This is a genomic window from Massilia sp. Root418, assembly GCF_001425265.1.
In the GTDB taxonomy this organism is placed as follows: domain Bacteria; phylum Pseudomonadota; class Gammaproteobacteria; order Burkholderiales; family Burkholderiaceae_D; genus Rugamonas.
This window is the reverse complement of record NZ_LMEC01000024.1, coordinates 140,738-157,069: the sequence shown is the minus strand read 5'-3', so window position 1 is coordinate 157,069 and position 16,332 is coordinate 140,738. Positions and strand designations below refer to the sequence as shown.

Annotated in this window: 13 protein-coding genes; 9 read left to right on the top strand and 4 right to left on the bottom strand. The window is 69.6% G+C overall.

Annotation, left to right across the window (positions count from 1 at the left end):
* Positions 1-11: 11 nt before the first annotated feature.
* The 3 genes from ASC94_RS25785 to ASC94_RS25775 form a co-directional block, all read right to left on the bottom strand.
* A complete protein-coding gene (locus ASC94_RS25785; RefSeq protein WP_056402896.1) occupies positions 12-509 on the bottom strand; it encodes a MarR family winged helix-turn-helix transcriptional regulator in 498 nt (165 codons plus the stop codon).
* Between the two features lie 64 nt (positions 510-573).
* Entirely contained in the window at positions 574-2,022 is a 1,449-nt protein-coding gene (locus tag ASC94_RS25780; protein WP_056402893.1) for an efflux transporter outer membrane subunit, read from the bottom strand.
* Between the two features lie 19 nt (positions 2,023-2,041).
* Positions 2,042-2,260 (bottom strand): DUF4148 domain-containing protein, encoded by a 219-nt coding sequence (locus ASC94_RS25775; RefSeq protein WP_056402889.1) that lies wholly within the window; start codon positions 2,258-2,260, stop codon positions 2,042-2,044.
* Positions 2,261-2,488: 228 nt separating this feature from the next.
* Between ASC94_RS25775 and ASC94_RS25770 the strand changes: the two genes are divergently transcribed.
* Both ASC94_RS25770 and ASC94_RS25765 read left to right on the top strand, forming a co-directional pair.
* Positions 2,489-5,053, top strand: coding sequence for a chemotaxis protein CheW (locus tag ASC94_RS25770; protein ID WP_056402886.1), 2,565 nt, complete (start codon positions 2,489-2,491; stop codon positions 5,051-5,053).
* A gap of 66 nt (positions 5,054-5,119) precedes the next feature.
* Entirely contained in the window at positions 5,120-5,455 is a 336-nt protein-coding gene (locus ASC94_RS25765) for a hypothetical protein (RefSeq protein ID WP_056402883.1), read from the top strand.
* A gap of 13 nt (positions 5,456-5,468) precedes the next feature.
* On the opposite strand, the gene ASC94_RS25760 is transcribed toward ASC94_RS25765, so the two are convergent.
* A complete protein-coding gene (locus ASC94_RS25760) occupies positions 5,469-6,365 on the bottom strand; it encodes a LysR family transcriptional regulator (protein ID WP_056402880.1) in 897 nt (298 codons plus the stop codon).
* 116 nt (positions 6,366-6,481) lie between these two features.
* On the opposite strand from ASC94_RS25760, the gene ASC94_RS25755 reads away from it, so the two are divergent.
* From ASC94_RS25755 to ASC94_RS25725, 7 genes are all read left to right on the top strand, one after another.
* Complete coding sequence (locus ASC94_RS25755) at positions 6,482-7,228, top strand: SDR family oxidoreductase (RefSeq protein WP_056402878.1); 747 nt, start codon at positions 6,482-6,484, stop codon at positions 7,226-7,228.
* 135 nt (positions 7,229-7,363) lie between these two features.
* Positions 7,364-9,967 (top strand): ATP-binding protein, encoded by a 2,604-nt coding sequence (locus ASC94_RS25750; RefSeq protein ID WP_157201593.1) that lies wholly within the window; start codon positions 7,364-7,366, stop codon positions 9,965-9,967.
* Between the two features lie 135 nt (positions 9,968-10,102).
* Positions 10,103-11,242, top strand: a complete 1,140-nt coding sequence (locus ASC94_RS25745) for a sensor histidine kinase (protein ID WP_056402876.1) — start codon at positions 10,103-10,105, stop codon at positions 11,240-11,242.
* Entirely contained in the window at positions 11,239-12,048 is an 810-nt protein-coding gene (locus tag ASC94_RS25740) for a LytTR family DNA-binding domain-containing protein (protein ID WP_056402871.1), read from the top strand. The genes ASC94_RS25745 and ASC94_RS25740 overlap by 4 nt, the downstream gene beginning before the upstream one ends.
* Positions 12,049-12,166: 118 nt before the next feature.
* Positions 12,167-14,830 carry an ABC transporter permease gene (locus tag ASC94_RS34080; protein ID WP_056402869.1) on the top strand — a complete coding sequence of 888 codons (2,664 nt, stop codon included), beginning with the start codon at positions 12,167-12,169 and terminating at the stop codon, positions 14,828-14,830.
* A 10-nt stretch (positions 14,831-14,840) separates the two neighbouring features.
* Entirely contained in the window at positions 14,841-15,542 is a 702-nt protein-coding gene (locus tag ASC94_RS25730) for an ABC transporter ATP-binding protein (RefSeq protein WP_056402866.1), read from the top strand.
* Positions 15,539-16,321 carry a hypothetical protein gene (locus tag ASC94_RS25725; protein WP_229417411.1) on the top strand — a complete coding sequence of 261 codons (783 nt, stop codon included), beginning with the start codon at positions 15,539-15,541 and terminating at the stop codon, positions 16,319-16,321. Before ASC94_RS25730 ends, ASC94_RS25725 begins: the two co-directional genes overlap by 4 nt.
* Positions 16,322-16,332: the final 11 nt, after the last annotated feature.

The following is a 16,332-nucleotide window of genomic DNA, read 5'->3' as shown; positions in this document are numbered from 1 at the left end:
TCAGGTCAGGGTCAACTGACGTTTTCCAAGTTTTCCAGCTGTCGCTTGAACAGCTGCTCCAGTAGCTTGCGGTCTTCGGCGCTGTAGCCGTCATACGCGCGGGTGGTGCGGGCCCAGACTTCGGGCATCACCTGTTCGATCAGCGCGCGGCCGCTGTCGGTCAGCGAAATCATCACGCAGCGGCGGTCGCCAGGGCGGTTGCCGCGCGTGATCAGGCCCTGCGTCTCCAGGTCGTTGCACACGCGCGTCAGGTTGGCCGGCTTTTCCATGCAGGCTTCACCCAGTGTAGAGGCGGTGGATGTCTCGTCGTCCGAGCCGTACAGCACCGCAAGCACCATGTAGCTGGCGTCCACCAGGTCATACTTGCGCAGCGCCGCGTTGGACAAGTCCTTCATGCGCTTCTGCACGTGGTACGTCAGCCGCATCAGGCGCATCATCTCCTCCGGAAACTCCGGCATGCGCGCGTGGATGTTCTTAAGGCGCTTGTTTGTAGCGTCGAAACTGCTCATTGCGCTCTCCTCTCCCTTACGAAAGTCTTGATTGTACTATCGTTGTATCAAGGGAAATCTTGTTTCACTCCTCTTCCCGTCCCCCTCCCAGTGCCGCCATCAGTGCCGCGTAGCTCTCCAGGCGCCGGGTTTGCACCTGCACCAGCTGGCGCTGCTCCTCCAGCAGGGTGAGGCGCGCCTGCAACACGCTGAGCGCATCGGTCATGCCGGCGCGGAAGGCGCGGTCGGCCAGGGCGCACGCCTTGCTGGCCGAGGCCAGCGCCTGTTCGGCCAGTTGCCGCTGCTGCTCCGCCGAGCGTGCCTGCGTGACGGCGTTGGCCACGTCGGCCAGCGCTTGCACCAGCGTGGCGTTGTACTGTTCCACGGCGATGTCGTACAGCGCGTTCTGGCTGCCCAGCTGGCTGCGCAGCCGGCCGCCCTCGAATATCGGCAGGCTGGCGGCGGGCGCCACGCCGCGCGTGGCCGAGTGCGCGTCCAGCAGGCGGCTGAAGCCCAGCGCCTGGAAGCCCGCGAACGCGACCAGGTTGATATTGGGGTAGAAGTCGGCGCGCGCCGCGCCGATGCGCCGTGCCGCCGCTTCCACCCGCCAGCGCTGCGCCGCCAGGTCCGGCCGGCGCGCCACCAGTTCGGCGGGCAGGGCGCTGGGCAGCACGGCGGCGCTGCCTAATACCGGCACTGGCCGGGCGATGGCGTCGCCCTCGCCCGGTCCCTGGCCGATCAGGGCCGCCAGCTGGTTGCGCAGCAGGGCGACGGATTCTGCCGCCTGTTCCCGCTCGCGCCGCCCGGCCGGCAGCGTTGTCTCGATGGTGGCCACGTCGATGCCGCTGGCCAGGCCGGCGTCGCGGCGGCGCCGGGTCAGGTCCAGGATCTGCTGGCGCTGCTGCAGGCTGGCGGCCACCGCGTCCTGCATGGCCCAGGCGCTGGCCAGCTGGATGTAGCTGTGCACCACGGCTGTTTGCAGCGCCAGCTTCACCATCCGCGCTTCGGCGGCGGCCATCTGCGCATCGTGCAGCGCGGCTGCCAGGACATCGCGGTTGCGGCCCCACAGGTCCAGGTCATAAGACGCAGTGATGTTGATAGTGGTTTTGGTAGCGTAATTGCCGGCCAGCGGCGCGGGCACGGTGCTGTGCGCGGAATACCGTTCGCGGTCTGTCACGGCGCTGCCGTCCACGCGCGGCAGGGTGGCCGCTTCCGCAGCGCCAGCCAGGGCTTGCGCCTGGCGCACGCGCGCCTGGCTGGCCTTCAGGCTGGGATTGCCCTCCAGCGCACGTGCCAGCAGGCGGTCCAGCTGCGGGTCGTTCAGGTCGCGCCACCACGCTTGCTTCGGCCATGCCATCCGCGCTGCCTCGCCTTCGGCTGCTGCGGCCCGGATGGCGGCACCGGCGTTCAGCTCCAGCGGGTTCACCTTGCGGGCCTGGGGCGGTGCCACGTTGCCCATACCGGCGCAGGCGGCCAGCAGCAAGGCCATCGGCAGGGCCGTGGCGAGCAGGGGGAGGGAGCGCGGGGTGCTCATCGGCGCGGGCACGGCGGACTTACTTTGCAGCCTGCTTGCGCGTCTGGGCCACGTCCATGTCCGCTTCGGTTTCGATCAGCGTGCCGTTCTTGCGCGCTTCGATCACTTCGGCGATGACTTCGGCGCGGGTGCGGCCGCTGCTGGCCTGGGGCTGCCTGGCGTCCGGCGCGGGCGTGGCGGTTTGTGCGGAGGCGATGCCTGCTATAGCAAGGGCGAGTGCGGTGATCAAGGTTTTCATGGTGTTTCTCCTGATTGAGTCAAACCATTATATCACTGAATAGTACACTTATGAAATAAGTGCTAACCACAAGACTGCGCACTGTTCCGGTGCAGAAACGGCAATAAAATAATGTTTATGCGTGGAACGAAAATTGCATGAAGGCAGGACTTTCTTATTCGGAAAACGAACGACATGCGCCTAACCACAAGTGCGGTGACTCATCAGCTTCGAACCCTGCAGCCCTATATGCTGCATGTATCGGACAACCGCGAGACCTTGAAGTCCCTGGAATCCGTCTGGGATGTATTGAATTTGCTGGGCCAGTTGTCCGGCACCACCACGGAGATGGGCGACACCAAGGCCGCTTTCGCCGCCCTCAGCGCCAGCCTGCTGGACAACCTGGCCCGCACCACGCTGGAGAAGCGGGTGCAGGAGCTGTGCGCGCCGAGCCAGGTGGCGATCGACATCCTGGTGCGCAACCTCTATGAGCGCACGGCGGACATCGGCTTCCTGGCGATGGACGACGCGCTGCGCGCGTACGCGGCCGATGGCGGGCGCACCAAAGCGGAGCGCGCGGCCATGGAGGTGCGCCTGCAGGCCTATGTGGCGCGCTATTCGGTGTACCGCGACGTGATCCTGCTGTCGCCGTCGGGCGAGGTGCTGGCGCGGCTGGCCGGACAGCCGGAGGTGGCGGTGTCGCGCGACCCGCTGCTGCGCCAGGTGCTGGAGAGCGCCGCCCCCTACACCGAGGCGGCGGTGCGCAGCGACTTGTTCCCCGGCGAGTCGCGCAATCTGTTTTACGCGGTCCGGGTGCGGGACGGGCACGGCACCGTGCTGGGGGCGCTGTTCCTGTGCTTCGATTTCGAGAACGAGGTGAAGCGCATCTTCGCCAGCCTGCAGCGGCGCGGCGACTGGAGCGTGATCACGCTGCTGGACGAGACGGGCATGGTCATCGCCAGCAGCGATGCAAGCCAGGTGGCGCCCGGCGCGGTGGTGGATGTAGCGCCCGGCGACGGCCACCTGGTGCGCTTCGCGGGCCGAAAATACCTCGCCTCGCGGCGGCTGCCGCAGGGATTCCAGGGCTATACGGGCCCGGGCTGGAGTGCGCTGGTGCTGGTGCCGCTCGACGCGGCATTCGAAGAGGAGCCGCACAGCGAGACCGGCGGCGGGGCGCCGCACGGCGAGGTAGGCGGGGCCCTGCTGGGCGCGGTACTGGCGGACGGCTCGGCCTTTCCGGCCGAGCTGCAGCGCATTCCGCCGCAGGCCGAGGCCATCCAGCGCGAGTTGAGCCGCTCGGTGTGGAACGCGAATATCCGGCAGGGGCAGTCGCGCCAGGCCGCGCTGAATCCCGCCTTCTCGCGCGTGCTGCTGGGCGAGATCGTGCGCACTGGCACCCGCATGAAGGAAGTGTTTACGCGCTCGATCGGCAGGCTGCAGGCGATGGCGGTGGCCGCGCATCTGGACGACTGCCGCTTCCACGCGGCGCTGGCAATCGATATCCTGGACCGCAACCTGTATGAGCGCAGCAATGACTGCCGCTGGTGGGCGCTGGATCCGCTGCTGTGCGGCCTGCTGGCGCGGCCGGACGGCAAGCAGGAGGAGATGTCGGCGCGCCTGCGCGCCATCAACGACCTGTACACGGTGTACGACAGCCTGCTGCTGTTCGACGCCGAGGGTGTGGTGGTGGCGGTGTCGCGGCCGCACGCGGCGGCGTGGCTGGGACGGCGCCTGGATGCGCCGTGGCGGCAGCAGGCCCTGGCGCTGCGCGATGCCGGGCGCGACGCCGGGCGCTACGTGGTGTCTGAATTCGTGGCCGACGACGTGTACGGTGCGCGGCCCACCTGGATTTATGCGACCGCGCTGCAAGGCGGCGACGGCGCGGCCGCCGGCGGCATCGCGCTGGTGTTCGACAGCGCCCCGCAGCTGGCGGCGATACTGGAGGCGGCCCGTCCGCCAAAAGTGGCGAAGGCCTTCACGCTGTTTGCCGACGCGTCCGGCGGCGTGATCGCATCGAGCGATGCGCGCTGGCAGCCGGGCGCCCGCATCGCGCTGCCGGCGGACTTGCTGGCCGAAGCGGTTGCGGCGCCGGCCGCCGCCGCTGGCGTGGCGCGGCTGGTGCAGCTGGACGGGCAGGTGATGGCGGTGGGCGCGCGTGCGTCCGCCGGCTACCGCGAGTACCGTGGCACCAGCGGCGCGGCGGGACAGGCCGCGCTGGCGCTGGTGTGCGTGCCGCTGGGCGCCTGGCCGGATGGCGCGGCGGGGCAGCAGAACGGGCCCGCTCCCGAGGCCACCGCGCAGCTGCCGGGCGCGCAAAGGGTGCAGGGGCCGGAGGGGGCGGAGCACCTGGAGATCGCGGGTTTCCACGTCGGGAACTACCTGCTGGGCGTGGCCGCGGCCTCGGTGGTGGAGGCGATACCATTTGCCGGCTGCGTGCAGCTCCCCGGCGCGCCGCCCGCCGTCTGCGGCGCCGCTATCTACCAGGGCGCCACCATGCTGATCTACGACTTGCCGCGCGCGCTGGGCGTGGCCGGCTCGCGGCCGCGCAGCGAGATGCTGACCGTGGTGCTGGCCGGCGCCAGCGGCCAGCGTTTTGGCGTGCTGGTGGAGCGGCTGGGCGAGATTGCTGTGGTGCCGGTGGCCGACATCGCGCCGGTGGACCAGGTGTTCGTCGGCATCACGCCGGTGCTGGCCTCCATCGTGAAATCGGCCGGCGCGGAGGGGCAGATGCTGACCCTGCTGGCGGTGGAGCAGATGGCGGCCGTGCTGCGCCAGGCGTCAACGGCTGAGCAGGGAATGCGCGCCGTGCCGTGAAGCGCGCCGCTTCCGCTGCTGCTTTGCTAAAGTCGCTGCATCCGCAACCGGCTTATGGAGGCTATCATGACAGGCAGCAGCACACTCGATCCCGACAACTTCCCGCGCGCACCCGACCGCAGCCTGGGGCGCGGCCACGGCACCGGCGCGCTGGGCCCGAGCGACCGCTCGGACACCGGCAGCGACGTGGCGGGCGGCACCGCCGCCGCTGACCTGGGCGACGCGGACCTGGACAGCGACACCGATTCCGGCGGCACCGGCGAGCGCGCCGAAGTGGGACGCGAGTCGGTGGAGCAGGACGGCGCCGACATCGGCGTGGACCATATCGAAACGCTCCCGCTGGTGGATCTGGATGAGGATCTGGATGAGGATGGCGGGGCCAATGGCGGAGGCAGGCGCTGAGCGCCGGCCGGCTTCAGGCGGCGGCGGACATCACGTCCGCCACCCAGTCCACGAACACCCGCACGCGCGGCGAGAGCTGGCGCTGGTGCGGGTACAGCACGGACACCGGCTTGGCCGGTGGGCGGAACTGCCCCAGCACTTCGCGGAAGCTGCCGTCGCGCAGCTGCGCGGTCACGTGGTAGCGCGGCAGCTGTATCAGGCCCAGGTCGTTGGCGCAGCACAGCACATAGGCTTCCGCATCGCTGACTGAGACGGCGCCCGGCAGCATCACGCTGCGCGCCTGGCCGTCCACCATGAAATCGAAGGGGAAGGGCTTGCCGGTGGCGGTGGAGTAGAAATTCACCGCTCGGTGCTGCGCCAGCTCGTCCAGCGTGCGCGGGGTGCCGTGGCGGTCCAGATAGGCCGCGCTGGCGCAGGTGACTTGCGCCAGGCTGGCCACGCGCCGCGCCACCATGCTGGAGTCGCGCAGCTCGCCGCCGCGCAGCACGCAGTCCACGCCTTCGCGCACCAGGTCCACCAGGCGGTCGCCTACGCCGATGTCGAGTTCGATGTCCGGATAGCGCGACAGGAACTCGGACAGGCGGGGCAGCACGAAGTGGCGCGCCAGCGTACCTTGCAAATCCACCCGCAGTTTCCCGCGCGGCGGCGTGCCGCTGTTGCCGAAGCCGGCCTCGGTCTCGTCCACGTCCGCCAGGATGCGCACGCAGCGCTGGTAGTAGGCCTGGCCGTCCGGGGTGGCGCTCACGTGGCGCGTGGTGCGCTGCAGCAGGCGCACGCCGAGGCGCGCCTCCAGCTGCTTGATGGTGTGGGTGGCGGTGGCGGCGGGCAGCTGCAGGGCGTCCGCCGCGCGGCTGAAGCTTTCCAGTTCCACGATGCGCGTGAACAGGCGCATGGCGTCGAGTCGGTCCATGATGTGGGTGATTATTGGCGGTTATTGAATTGTGACTGCGATTTTAGTGCATTTATTGATAGGTTTGGATAAGTGATACTGCTTGCACTGATCCATTACCTTCAAAGGAGCCACAGATGAACAGCAGCCAACAACAAGTCGCCATCGTTACCGGCGCATCGCGCGGCATCGGCGCCGCGATTGCCCAGCGCCTGGCGCGGGACGGGTATGCGGTGGTTGTCAACTACGCCGGCAACGCGGCCGAAGCGCACGAGGTGGTGCGCGCCATTGAAGGGCAGGGCGGCGCGGCGCTCGCCGTGCAGGCCGACGTGGCCGACCCGGCTGCCGTGCAAGCCCTGTTCGACAGTGCCGTCGCGCGCTTCGGCCGGGTGGACGTGCTGGTGAATAACGCCGGCATCATGCCATCGTCGCTGCCCACGGTGGCCGAAACCGACGACCAGACCTTCGACCGCCTGTTTGCCGTGAACGTGAAGGGCACGTTCAACACGCTGCGCGCGGCGGCCGGGTGCCTGCAGCACGGCGGGCGCATCGTCAATTTCTCCACCAGCGTGATCGGCCTGGGCCTGCCGGGGTATGCCGTGTACGGCGCCACCAAGGGCGCGGTGGAAGTGCTCACCAACATCATGGCCAAGGAACTGCGCGGCAAGAACATCACCGTCAACGCCATCGCGCCCGGCCCCACGGCCACCGATCTCTTCCTGAACGGCAAGACCGAGGAAACCGTCCAGCGCATGGCCAAGATGGCGCCGCTGGAACGGCTGGGTACGCCGGACGACATTGCCGCCGCCGTGGCCTTCCTGGCCGGGCCCGACGGCGGCTGGATCAATGGCCAGACCCTGCGCGCCAACGGCGGCGTTGTGTGAGCCAGATTGGCACAATTGGCCTGACCACTAATTAACCCTGACCCCATTTTTTTATCCTGTACCAAGGGACAGGATACAATCTGGGCCCGGTGAGCTAGCATCGCTGGCAATGGGACAAGTCCGGGGATGAGGGGTATGGGGGCATATTTGGCGGATCGCTGCAAACCGGCGGCGCGGCGTTTCGCTGCGCTGCTGCAGCGCGTCGCCAGGCGGCGCGTGTCGATCGCGCTCATCGTCAGCCTGGCGCTGGCGGCGCTGGTAACGCTGGTGCTGCTGGCCTTCGCCGTGCTGTCGTATAACCAGGAGCGCGACGAGCGCTGGCGCGGCTTGCACCGCGAGCTCGACGCCAGCGCCGACCAGCTGACCGCCGCCATCGCGCTGCCGGCCTGGAACTTCGACGACCGCCAGATCATCGCCATCGTGCAGGCCAGCCTGAATAACCGCGACCTGTACGGTTGCACCGTCACCCTCAGCAACAAGATGCAGTTCGTTTTCCTGCGCAATGCGCAGGGCGTGCTGGAGCAGGTGGCGCAGCCGCCGGAGATTCCCGCCCTGCGCACCGCGCAGCGCCAGATCCGGGTGGCGGGCCGCGAGATCGGCGTGGTGAAGATGTATGTCACCCCGCAGTACGTGCTGGAGACCTTGCGCGAGCGCCGCATCGCGCTCGCTTTCGCCATCGTGGCGCTGGATGTGACCCTGGTGCTGGGCGTGTACCTGCTGCTGTGGTATCTGATGCTCAAGCCGCTCAAGTCGGTGGGCCAGTACGCGGCCAGCGTGAAGGCGGGCGGCGCGGCCGGCGAGCCGCCGCAGCGGTCGCTGTTCCTGGGCGAGCTGAAAACGCTGAACGAATCCATCGTGGAGATGGTGGCGCTGCTGGACCAGCGCTACAGCGCCATGCAGGCCAGCGAGGAGCGCCTGGCCATCGCCACCGATGCGGCCCATATCGGCATCTGGGACTGGGACGTGGACACCAACCAGCTGCTGTGGGACCGCGAGATGCACCGCCAGTACGCGGTGCCGCAGGGCAGCTTCGGGAATACGCTCACCGCGTGGGAGCAGCGCCTGCTGCCGGAGGACCTGCTGCGGGTGAAGCGGCTGCTGGCGGATGTCCAGCGCGGCGAGCGGCATTACACCACGGAGTTCCGCATCCGCTGGCCGGACGGCCAGCTGCGCCATATCAAGGCGGCCGGCAAGGCCTTCCGCGACCCCGGCGGCGCGCTGCGGCGCCTGGTGGGCGTCAATTACGACATCACCGACATCAAGCTGGCGGAGGAGGAGCTGCGGCGCCACCGCAACCACCTGGAGGAACTGGTGGCCGAGCGCACCGAGGCGCTGTCGGTGGCGGTGACCGAGGCCAAGGCGGCCAACCGCGCCAAGAGCGTGTTCCTGGCCACCATGAGCCACGAGTTGCGTACGCCGCTGCATTCGGTGATCGGTTTTTCGCGCCTGCTGGCCGATTCGCAGTCCATGACGGAGGAGGAGAAGCGCAACCTGGGCGTGATCAACCGCTCCGGCCAGCATCTGCTCACGCTGATCAACGATCTGCTGGAACTGTCCAAGATCGAGGCCGGCCGCATTACCCTGCAATCGACGGTGGTGGCGGTGGAGGCGGTGCTGCGCGAGGTGATGGAGATGCTGGGCGCGCGCGCACGCCAGGCCGGCCTGCACATGACGCTCGATTGCCATGGCCTGCCGGCCGCCGTGCGGATGGACGGCGCCCGGCTGCGCCAGGTGCTGCTTAACCTGGTGTCGAACGCGGTGAAGTTCGCGCAGCAGGGCAGCGTAATGCTGATCGCGCGCGCCGAGCCGCTGGAGGGCGGGCGCCATCTGCTGTCGTTCTCGGTGCGCGATACCGGCAAGGGCATCGCCAAGGCGGACCAGCAGCGCATCTTCGAGCCTTTCGTCCAGGCCGACAACAGCGGCGCCCAGGAGGGCACCGGCCTGGGGCTGACCATTTCGCGCGAGTTCGTGCGCATGATGGGCGGTTCGCTGGAGGTGGAGTCGGAACTGGGCCGGGGCGCGGAGTTCCGTTTCACCGTCGAGGTGACGGGGGCGGACCATGTGCCGGGCGAGGCGGCGGACGTGGTGGCGGCGCTGGACCCGTCGCAGCGCGGGCGCCGCATCCTGGTGGTGGACGACAACGCCGACAGCCGCCACCTGATCGACAGCCTGCTCTCGCCGCTGGGCTTTGAGGTGGAACTGGCGGCGGACGGCGCGTCCGGCCTGGCCGCGCTGCGCCGCGCGCAGCCGGCGCTGGTGTTCATGGACTGGCGCATGCCGGGCCTGGACGGGCTGTCGGTGATACGGCAGCTGCGCGCCGAGGCGGCGCTGGTCCAGCCGCGCGTGGTGATGATGACCGCGCACGCTTTCGAGGAGGAGCGGCGCGAGGCGCTGGCGGCCGGCGCCGACGAATTCCTGTGCAAGCCCATCGAGCAGGACCGGCTGTTCCAGGTGCTGGAGCAGCAGCTGGGCGTGCGTTTCCGGCGCGTGCCGCGGCTGCCGTCCGCGCCGCGCGCGCAGCTGACGGCGGCGCGCCTGGCGCAGCTGCCCTACGAGGTGCTGGTGGAGATGCGCGAGGCGCTGCACCTGCTGTACCCGGCGCGCGCCCTGCAGCTGCTGGAGGAATTCCGCGCCGGCGATGGCGAGATCGTGCTGGCGGTGGAGGCGATGGTGGAGCAGCACCAGTATCCGCAGCTGTGCAGCCTGATCGATGCGGCATGCGTGGAGCGGGCGGGATAGCGGGGATAGCGGGGATAGCGGGCCGGGTGGCGGGCCGGGTAGCGGGCCGGATGGCGGGCTGGCCGTCCGTCGGCGCTGCCGTCGATTCATCGCACGGCTGCTGCGCTGCGCCGCGCCACCGGCTACACTGCGGCCATGGAGAACAACACAACGATGACGCGCGCCTGGCAGGGCCTGTGGAGCCTGCGCAAGCGCCATGACGCGCCGCTGCCGCACCGGCTGCTGGCTGCGGGCGCGGTGGCGCTCGCGGCCGGGCTGCTGCTGATGACGGTGTCCGGCGTGCTGACCGGGCGCGAGTCGGACCCCGGCTGGTGGCGGGCTTCCTTCCTCTTCAATATGGTCACCTCGGTCTGCATCGCGGCGGGCATGCTGGCGGTGTGCCGCGTGGCGGAATGGGGCCTGCCGGAAGCCTGGCTGGCGCGCCTGTCGGCGCCGCAGGATGCGCGCGCCATGGCGGCGCTCAATCTGCTGCTGGCGCTGGGCATCACGCTGGGGGCGTTCACGGGCCTGTTCGCCGCGGCCGCATTTTATGGCTTCGACGCGGCGCGCGCCATTGGTCATCCGCTGGCGCAGGCGCGCTTTTACATGCTGCTGGCGGTGCTGTCGCTGGCAGCGTGGTTCTGGTGGCTGGTGCGCATGCGCCAGCTGGCGCGCCAGCGCGCCTTGCAGCATGAGGCCAGCGAGGCGCAGCTGCGGCTGCTGCAAGGGCAGATCGAGCCGCACTTCCTGTTCAACACCCTGGCCAACGTTGAAAGCCTGATGGATGCCGATCCGCCCCGCGCGCGGCGCATGCTGGAGGCATTCACCGATTATCTGCGCGCGGGCCTGGTGCAGTTGCGCCATGCCGACAGTACGCTGGAGGCCGAGTTGGCCATGGGCCAGCGCTACCTGGAGCTGATGCAGATCCGCATGGGCGAACGGCTGTCGTTCCGCATCGAGGCCGATGCGGAGGCGCGCGCCGCAGCCTTGCCCACGCTGCTGCTGCAACCGCTGATCGAGAACGCCATCCAGCACGGCGTGGAGCCGAAGGTGGCGGGCGGCTGCGTGCGCGTGCTGGCGCGCGTGTCGGCCGGCCGGCTGGCACTGCGCGTGGAGGACGATGGCCTGGGCAGCGAGGCGCCGCGCCATGCGCACCGGCGCGGCAACGGCATGGCCCTGGCCAACATCCGCAGCCGCTTGCAGACGCGCTATGGCGGCACCGCCGCGCTGGCGCTGGAACTGCAGCAGTCCGGCGCTTGCGCGCTGCTGGAACTGCCTTATACTGCGCAGCCATGACCACTGCCCTGATCGCGGACGACGAGCCGCACCTTGCCCTGTATCTGCGCGAGCAGTTGCTGCTGCTGTGGCCCGGCCTGGAGATCGTGCACGTGGCGCCGAACGGCGTGGATGCCGCCGACGCCATCGCGCGCCTGCAGCCCGATGTGGCTTTCCTGGATATCCAGATGCCGGGGCTGACGGGGCTGGAGGTGGCCCAGGGCATAGAAGGGCGGACGCGCGTGGTGTTCGTGACCGCTTACGACGAGTACGCACTGCAGGCTTTCGACGAGGCGGCGCTGGATTACCTGCTCAAGCCGCTTCGCCAGGAGCGTCTGATCCTGTCCGTCAGGCGCATCCGGGCGGCCCTGGCGCCGCAGCCTGTGCCGCCGGATGCGGACCTGTCCGACGCGCGCCTGGCCGAGGCACTGCGGCGGCTGCTGTCGCCTCCTTCAGTTGCCAGCGCCGCTGCCGGTGCTGCTGCCGGGGCGGTGCCGCAGGCGCCCCTGCGCTACGTGCGCGCGGCACAGGGCGCCGTAACGCAGCAGATCGTGGTTGAAGACGTGCTGTTTTTCCAGGCCGACGACAAGTACACCACCGTCCGCACCGCCGCTGGCGAATACCTGATCCGCACCAGCATTGCCGAACTGGCCGGCCAGCTCGATCCGGCCCATTTCTGCCAGGTGCACCGCGCCACCCTGGTCAACCTGGCCCACCTTGACAGCACCCGGCGCGATGAAACCAGCCGGCTGTTCCTGCGCATGCGCGGCCACGAGGCTGAGCTGCCGGTCAGCCGCGCCTACGTGCACCACTTCAAGGCAATGTAGCGCCGCGCCTGGCCTCGGCTCTGCCATTCATCGCACGTATTGTCGATTCGTCGCAAATTCCTGCGCGGCCGTTGGCCGATTGATAAGCTGGCATCTTGTTCGGGATTCGAGGGATGCGATGCTGGGATTGACGCTCAAGATGACGGCGCGCGATTGGCGTGCGGGGGAGCTGCACCTGCTGCTGGCGGCGCTGGTGGTGTCGGTCGCCGCGCTGTCGGCGGTGGGGTTCTTTACGGACCGTGTCCGCAGCGGCATGCAGCGCGACGCCAGGCAGTCGCTGGCGGCTGATCTGCTGGTGACGTCGGACGCGCCGCCCGACGCGGGCTGGCAGGCCGACGCCCAAGCGCGCGGCCTGCACACTGCCATCACCGTGTCCATGATCAGCATGGCCGTGGCGGGGCAGGGCGATGCGGCGCGCTCGCACCTCATTTCGCTCAAGGGCGTCTCCAGCAGCTATCCGCTGCGCGGCGCGCTCGCTTTCGCGGCCGATCCCGCCGCCGCCCGGCAGAGTGCGCCCGCCGCGCCCGTCGCCGCCACGCCCGGCAGGCCCGCCGTCGCCGCCGCGCCCGCCTCCGCCACGCCCGGCATGCCCGCCGCCGGCGCCGCCGCGCCTGTCGCCGCCATGTCCGGCATGCCCGCCGCCCCGGCAGCGGCGGCACTGCGGGTGCCAGCGCCCCCACCCCCATCCGCCACCGCACCCGCGCCCGGCACCGCCTGGATCGACCCGGCGCTTGCCAGCCAGCTCGACGTCGGCGTGGGCGGCAAGCTGCGCGTGGGCGATGCGGAATTCACCGTCACGCGGCTGATCGCCGTCGAGCCGGACCGCCGCTTTTCGCCGGTCAACCTGTCGCCCCGCGTGATGCTCTCCGTGCAGGACCTGCCCGCCACCGGCCTGCTCGCGCCAGGCGTGCGGGCCACCTACGGCTTGCTGCTGGCCGGCGAACCCGCCGCCGTAGCATCCTTCCACGCCGCGCTGCAGGAACGCCTGGCCGCCGCAAGGACGCGCAACGTTCGCATCCAGACCGCGCAGGACAGCAGCGCCGCCCTGGGCCGGACGCTGGAGCGCGCCAGCGCCTTCCTGTCGCTGGTCAGCCTGATGACCGCAATGCTGGCCGCTGTCGCCATCGCCATGGCCGCGCGCCGCTACATGCTGCGCCACGTTGATGCCTGCGCCATGCTGCGCTGCCTCGGCCTGCGCCAGTCCCAGGTGCTGCAGCTCCACCTGGCCGAATTCCTGCTGCTGGGCGTAGCCGGCAGCGCCGCCGGCGTTGCGGCAGGCTATGGCAGCCATCTCCTGCTGCTGCAATGGCTGGACAAGCTGCTGCCGGCCGCGCTGCCGGCCGCCGGCTGGATGCCTGCCGCGCAGGGCATGGCCGCCGGCCTGATCCTGCTGGCCGGCTTTGCGCTGCCGCCGCTGCTCCAGCTGCGCAACCTGCCGCACGCGCAGCTGCTGCGCCGCGTACCGCACGCGCCGAACGGCCTCACGCTGGCCGCGTCCGCGCTGGGTGCCGCCATGTTCTGCGGCCTGATGCTGTGGATCACCGGCGACCCTGCGCTCGGCGCCGCCAGCGCCGCCGGCTTCCTGCTGGCCGGTCTGCTGTTTGCCGGCATCGCCTGGCTGGCCCTGAAAGCGCTTGGCCGCCTGCGCGGCGCGTTCAGCAACCCGGCCTGGCGTTTCGCCATCACCGCGCTGCAGCGCCAGCCCGGCGCTACGGTGGCGCAGACGGTGGCGCTGGCCATCGGCCTGGCCGCGCTGCTGCTCCTGACCGTGGTGCGCGGCGACCTGCTGAGCGCCTGGCAGGCCGCCACGCCGGTCAATGCGCCCAACCACTTCATCATCAATGTGCAGCCGGACCAGGAAAGGGACATCGCCGCGCGCCTTGAACACTACGGCAGTCCGGAACTGCGTCCCAGCATCCGCGCCCGCCTGCTGGAAGTCAACGGCAAGGCGGTGCGCGGCAAGGACAATACCGACGCACTGGGTCACGCCGACATCGACCTGTCCACGTCGGCCGCGCTGCCCCCGTCCGAGAGCATCATGGCGGGCCGCTGGTTCGATCCCGCCTCGTCCCGGCCGGAAGTGTCGCCGGACGAAGGGATGGCGCTGGAATTCAACCTCAAAGTCGGCGACATGCTGAGTTTCGACGCCGGCGGCCTGCCGCTGCAGGCGGCCGTCACCAGTGTGCGCAAGGTGGACCGCCGCGCACGCGCGCCGGGTTTCGACTTCATGCTCAACAGCGTGGCTGCCCAAGGCTTGCCGCACACCTACAGCACCACCTTTTACGTGCCCGAAGGCGACCGCAAAGTGGCGGACCGCCTGGCGCCGGACTTCCCCAACGTGTCCGTATTCGATTTCGGCTTCCTGGTGCGCCAGATGCAGGCCGTGCTGGCGCAGGTGAGCGTGGCGGTGGAATTCCTGTTCTTCTTCACGCTCGCCGCCGGCCTGCTGGTGCTGTACGCCGCGCTGGCCGGATCGCATGACGCGCGCATGCGCCAGGCGGCCCTGCTGCGGGCGCTGGGCGCCACGCGCCGGCAGCTTGCGCGTGCCCAGTGGATGGAGCATTTGCTTACCGGCGCGCTGGCCGGCTTGCTGGCGGCGGCGGGCGCCACGCTGTGCAGCTGGGCGCTGGCGCGCTTCGTTTTCGAGCTGCCCTGGACCTGGCCGGCGCTGCTGTGGACGGCGGGCCTGGCGGCCGGCGCCGCCTGTGCCATGGCAGGCGGCTGGCTGGGGCTGCGCAATGTACTGAATCAACCGCCGCTGCTCACGCTGCGGCAAGCATAAGGAGGAAGCAATGCAATCCATCATAGAAGTGCGCGGCCTGGGCAAGCGCGTGGCCGACGCGACAGGCGAACTGACCATACTCGACGACGTGAATTTCAGCGCGCAGGCGGGAGAGACGCTGGCGATTGTCGGCGCGTCCGGTTCCGGCAAGTCCACGCTGCTGGGCATCCTGGCCGGGCTCGATACGCCCAGCACCGGCACCGTGCGGCTGGACGACACCGACCTCTTCGCGCTCGATGAAGACGGCCGTGCCGTCTTCCGCCAGGCCAAGCTGGGCTTCGTGTTCCAGTCCTTCCAGCTGCTGGCGCACTTGACGGCGGTGGAGAACGTCATGCTGCCGCTGGAACTGCGCGGCGAACCGAACGCGCGCGCGAAAGCGCAGGCGCAGGCCATGCTGGAGCGGGTGGGCCTGGCCAGCCGTCTGAAGCACTATCCGAAATACCTGTCCGGTGGTGAGCAGCAGCGCGTGGCGCTGGCGCGCGCCTTCGTCACCGAGCCGCCGCTGCTGTTTGCCGACGAGCCGACCGGCAGCCTGGATGCGGCCACCGGCGAGGCGGTAATGCAGCTGATGTTCGCCCTGAACCGCGAACGCGGCTCCACGCTGGTCCTGGTGACGCACGACGGCAAGATCGCCGCGCGCTGCGGGCGCACGGTGACCATGGCTGCGGGCCGCTTGACCGAGCAGCTTTCGCGGGAGGCCTTATGCGCATGATGTCCCGTCTCGGCCGGCCGGTGCAGGCCGCAGTCGCCAGGGCGGCCCTGGCCGCCGCCTTCATCGCGCCGTGCGCCGCGCATGCCGACGGCCTGGCCGACCTGAAGGGCGCGCTGGCGCGCCTGCAGGCGCAAACGCCGCTCAAGGCCACGCTGGAGACAAAGACCTGGCGCCGCATCGGCGAGGGCAAGGCAGCGGAGGAACTGTCGGGCCAGGCCGCCATTGCGCTGGAGGACGGCAGCCAGGGCATGCGCCTGCAATACAGCCGCGAGCTGCTGTCGCGCATGGACGCCGAGCAGCAGGCCGCCGCCAAAAATCCCAACGCCAAGACGCCGACGCTGTACGCCATGCGCGAGCTGGGGCCGGAAGAGCTGCGGCCCATGGTGTCGGCCGCTGAAGGGCTGGCGCGCCAGCTGGAGCGGGGCGCTTTCAAGAGCGAGAAGGCGGTTAGCTATAACGGCAAGGCCGCGCGCCAGCTGAGCTTCACCCTGCCTGTCACCACGCTCAGCGACCGTGACCGCAAGTACATCAAGGACTTCAACGGCACCCTGGAGGTGTGGATAGGCGCGGACGGCACGCCGATGGCGAGCAGCATGAATGTGCACGCCACCGGGCGCGCCTTCGTGGTGGTGAGTTTCGAGTTCAAGCAGGAAGAGCAGAGCGTCTACCAGCTGGCGGGGGACCGCCTGGTGGTGGCACGCAAGGAAAGCAAATCGAGCAACGCGGGCGCCGGCGAGCGCACCGAGGACCGCGTGATCAAGACGTTGCAGGCGGGGTGAAGCCGGCGCCG